This is a genomic window from Streptomyces sp. NPDC060198 (assembly GCF_042728415.1).
Taxonomy (GTDB): domain Bacteria; phylum Actinomycetota; class Actinomycetes; order Streptomycetales; family Streptomycetaceae; genus Streptomyces.
Genome location: NZ_JBHWZJ010000529.1, coordinates 1 through 3,758, shown reverse-complemented (window position 1 = coordinate 3,758; position 3,758 = coordinate 1). Strand labels below are relative to the sequence as shown.

Genomic DNA, 3,758 nt, shown 5'->3' with positions numbered 1-3,758 from the left:
GCCCTGGGCCACGAGCCGCTCGCGCTCGACGAGGCGGCGGACGCCCGCACGCCCTCACCCGCCCTGCGGGCCACCGCCCGCAAACTCGGCCGCCAGCTGATGAGGGCCGCCAGGTCCACCTGGCCGAGTCCCGCCCTGGACGCGCTCGCGGCCGCTCGGCCGCGCGGCGCCCACCAGCCCGTCGTCCTCGGACTCACCGCGGCCTCGGCCGGCCTGACCCCCGAGGACGCCGCGTACTGCGCCGCGTACGAGGCGGTCGGCGGGCCCTCCACCGCCGTCGTCCGGCTGCTCTCGCTCGACCCCTTCGAGGCCACCGCCGTCCTCGCCCGGCTCGCCCCCGAACTCGACCGCGTCGCCGAACGGGCGGCTGCCGCCGCTCGGCGGGGCATCGACGCCCTCCCCGCGGCATCGGCCCCGCTGCTCGACATCGCCGCCGAGACCCACGCCACGTGGCCGGTCCGCCTCTTCGCCTCGTAGCCCTTCGCCACTCAGGAGCCGCACCATGCATCTCGACCACTCGCACGACGGGCCCGCCGCGGTCGGCGCGGACGCCGCACGGCCGGACGGCACCCGCCGCGCCCTGCGCATCGGACTGGGCGGGCCGGTCGGCTCCGGCAAGACCGCCACCGTCGCCGCCCTCTGCCGGACCCTGCGCGACGAGTTCTCCATCGCCGTGGTCACCAACGACATCTACACCCGCGAGGATGCGGAGTTCCTGCTCCGCAACGCGGTACTCCCGCCCGAGCGCATCCAGGCCGTCGAGACCGGCGCCTGCCCCCACACCGCCATCCGCGACGACATCTCCGCCAACCTCGAAGCGGTCGAGGACCTGGAGGACAGCGTCGGACCGCTCGACCTCATCCTCGTTGAGTCGGGCGGCGACAACCTCACCGCCACCTTCTCCAGAGGGCTGGTCGACGCCCAGGTGTTCGTCATCGACGTGGCCGGCGGTGACGACATCCCCCGCAAGGGCGGCCCCGGCGTGACCACCGCCGACCTGCTCGTCGTCAACAAGACCGACCTTGCTCCGTACGTCGGGTCCGACCTGGGCCGGATGGCCGAGGACGCGGCCAAGCAACGCGGTGAACTGCCGGTCGTGTTCACCTCGTTGACCTCAGCCGACGGAGTCGCGCCGGTGGCTGGATGGGTACGGTCGCAGCTCGCCGCCTGGTCCTCGTGAGCATCGTCGCGACCGCCCGCATCCGTGCCGCCCGGGACGGGCGGGGCTCCACCGTGCTGCCGGTACTGGAGAGCGACGGCCCCCTCGCGCTCCGCCGGACCCGGGCCCCGGCCCCGTACGCCGGTGTCACGGTCGTCGGTGCCATGAGCGCACCCCTCGGCGGCGACCGCCTCGCCGTCGAGGCGGAGGTCGCGTGCGGGGCGCGGCTCACCGTCGGTGCCGCCGCCGCCACGGTGGCGCTCCCCGGCCCCGGGCCCGCCCGCTACGACGTCCGGCTGACCGTGGACGAGGAGGCGGAGCTGCGCTGGCTCCCGGAGCAGCTGATCTCCGCCCGCGGCAGCGAACTGCGGATGACCACCACCGTCGAACTCGCCGCCACCGCCCGGCTGGTGTTCAGGGAAGAGCAGGTCCTCGGCCGCCACGGCGAATCCACGGGCGCTCTGACCACCCGCCTCACCGTGCGGCGCACGGGGCGCCCGCTGCTCGACCAGGAGCTCGGCTACGGCCCCGGAGCGCCGGGCGGCTGGGACGGGCCCGCCGTGCTGGGCGGCCATCGGGCCGTAGGCCAACTCCTGATCGTGATGCCGGAGTTCGAGGAGAAGCCGATGGCCGCGCGTCTGCTCGGCCCCACCGCGGTCCTCACCCCGCTGGCGGGACCCGCCGCACTGGTCACGGCCGTCGCCGCCGACGCCCGTCTGCTGCGCGGGGTCCTGGACGAGGCCATGGAACTCGTACTGGGCGGTGAAAGTGCAGCTCAACGAAGCTGAAGCGAATGGAACTTGGTGGTCACTACCAGCCAAGTCCGATGACCGGTAACGCTGTTACCGGTTATCGGTTGGGTAAAGAAAGGTGGATGCGCACTGTTCTCAGGAACCTCACAGGGGAAATGATCCGCGGGAAACCGTAGATCAGTGCCGCACGGACGCGGCACGGCACGGCAACCCATGGGGGAGGTTCCACTTTGAGACGCACCGCAGTGCTCGGCGCGGCCGGCACTCTGATCGCGGGGACGCTCATAGCGGGCATGACGGCCGCACCGGCGGCCGGAGCGGACCACCGGCACACCGGCGCGGCCGAAGCGCGTGGAGCCGCGATCGCCGCGCAACGCGCAGCCCGCGCGGGCATCGACTGGGCGGACTGCCCCGCCGACTACGCGCTCCCCACGCCCATCCAGTGCGGCTGGGTGACCGTCCCGCTCGACTACACGAAGCCGAACGGCAAGCAGATCGAGCTGGCCGTCGACCGCCACGCGAGCACCGGGACGGCCGCCGAACGCCAGGGCGCCCTCATCTACAACCCCGGTGGTCCCGGCGGCTCCGGCCTGCGCTTCCCGACCCGGATCACCAACAAGAACCCGATCTGGACCAAGGTCGCCGCTGCCTACGACTTCGTGGGCTTCGACCCGCGCGGCGTGGGCCACTCCGCCCCCATCTCCTGCGCCGACCCGCAGGAGTACGTCAAGGTCCCCAAGGCCGACCCGGTCCCCGACACCGAGGCGGACAAGCTGGCCCAGCGCAAGCTCGCCGCCGAGTACGCGGCCGGCTGCGCCGAGCGCAGCGGCGATCTGCTGCCGCAGATGACCACTCTCAACACCGCGCGCGACCTGGACGTGATCCGGGCCGCACTCGGCGAGAGGAAGCTGAACTACCTGGGCGTCTCCTACGGCACCTACCTCGGTGCGGTATACGGAACGCTCTTCCCCGGGCACCTGCGCCGCATGGTCGTCGACAGCGTCGTCAACCCGGAGCAGGGCAACATCTGGTACGAGGCCAACCTCAACCAGGACGTCGCCTTCCAGAACCGCTGGGAGGACTGGCAGGCGTGGGTCGCCCGCAACGACTCCGTCTACCACATCGGCGACACGCCCCAGAAGGTCGAGACGGCCTGGCTCACCCTGCGCGCCGCCGCCAAGAAGAACCCCATCGGCGGCGTCGTCGGCCCGGCCGAACTCATCGGATTCTTCCAGAGCGCGCCGTACTACGACTCCTCCTGGGCACCCGTGGCCCGGACCTGGAGCGCCTACCGGGCAGGCGACACCCAGGCGCTCGTCGACGCCGTCGCCCCCGACCTCAGTGACACCGCGGGCAACGCCGCCACCGAGAACAGCAACGCCGTGTACACCGCGGTCGAGTGCGCGGACGCGCAGTGGCCCACCAGCTGGCGCACCTGGGACCGCGACAACACCCGGCTGCACCGCGACTACCCGTTCCTGACCTGGGCCAACGCGTGGATGAACCTCCCCTGCGCCACCTGGCCGACCAAGCGGCAGACGCCTCTGGAGGTGAAGACGGGCAAGGGGCTCCCGCCCGTCCTGATCGTCCAGTCCACGCGTGACGCCGCCACGCCGTACGAGGGAGCCGTCGAACTGCACAAGCGGTTCAAGGGTTCCCGGCTGATCACCGAGAAGGACGCCGGATCGCACGGCGTCACCGGTCTCCTGAACACCTGCGTCAACGACCGGGTGAACACCTATCTGCTCACCGGCCGCACCGACAGCCGCGACGTGACGTGCACCCCGCACGCCACGCCCGTGCCGTAGCCGGCCGCCGGAGAACGGGTGCGGGAGGCCGGTCACGGC

4 protein-coding genes are annotated in these 3,758 nt (G+C 72.4%); all 4 read left to right on the top strand.

Annotated elements, in window-relative coordinates; genetic code table 11:
- Positions 1-477, top strand: a 477-nt coding sequence (locus ACFWEP_RS32880) for an urease accessory protein UreF (protein ID WP_387375696.1), incomplete at its 5' end; no start/stop codon positions are given.
- Between the two features lie 25 nt (positions 478-502).
- On the top strand, positions 503-1,180 hold the full coding sequence (gene ureG, locus ACFWEP_RS32875) for an urease accessory protein UreG (protein WP_387375694.1): 678 nt from the start codon (positions 503-505) through the stop codon (positions 1,178-1,180).
- Complete coding sequence (locus ACFWEP_RS32870) at positions 1,177-1,947, top strand: urease accessory protein UreD (RefSeq protein WP_387375698.1); 771 nt, start codon at positions 1,177-1,179, stop codon at positions 1,945-1,947. Before ureG ends, ACFWEP_RS32870 begins: the two co-directional genes overlap by 4 nt.
- 194 nt (positions 1,948-2,141) lie before the next feature.
- Positions 2,142-3,719: an alpha/beta hydrolase gene (locus ACFWEP_RS32865; RefSeq protein ID WP_387375692.1), complete on the top strand. Its 1,578-nt coding sequence runs from the start codon at positions 2,142-2,144 to the stop codon at positions 3,717-3,719.
- The last annotated feature ends 39 nt before the right edge of the window (positions 3,720-3,758 follow it).

Coding starts and splice junctions, on each gene's coding strand:
- ureG (WP_387375694.1), top strand. CDS start 503: ATGCATCTCGACCACTCGCACGACGGGCCCGCCGCGGTCGGCGCGGAC.